Origin of the sequence: Dactylosporangium sucinum, from assembly GCF_014647515.1 — a bacterium.
In the GTDB taxonomy this organism is placed as follows: Bacteria; Actinomycetota; Actinomycetes; order Mycobacteriales; family Micromonosporaceae; genus Dactylosporangium; species Dactylosporangium sucinum.
In genome coordinates, this window is the sequence record NZ_BMPI01000156.1 from 1 (window position 1) to 266 (window position 266).

Annotated in this window: 1 protein-coding gene; it reads left to right on the forward strand. The window is 67.3% G+C overall.

All coding sequences use genetic code 11. The features are described from left to right. Window positions 1-266 (forward strand): ACP S-malonyltransferase (locus IEZ31_RS55415; protein ID WP_190258235.1); only part of this gene is annotated, 266 nt, incomplete at both ends.

A 266-nucleotide genomic window follows, 5' to 3' on the forward strand; every position in this document is an offset into this window, starting at 1 on the left:
GAGATGTCGGAGGACGAGGTCCGGCCGCTGCTGGTCGAGGGGCGGGTGGGTCTGGCGGCGGTGAACGGGCCGCGGTCAGTGGTCGTCTCCGGTGACGCCGACGCCGTGACAGAGCTGGTCCAGGGCCGTAAGGCGAAGCTGTTGAAGGTGTCGCATGCGTTCCACAGCCACCATCTCGACGGCATGCTCGACGAGTTCCGCCGGGTTGTGGCGAGTGTTCCGGCGCGTGAGCCGGTGATCGGGTTGTACGGGGATGTGACGAATCC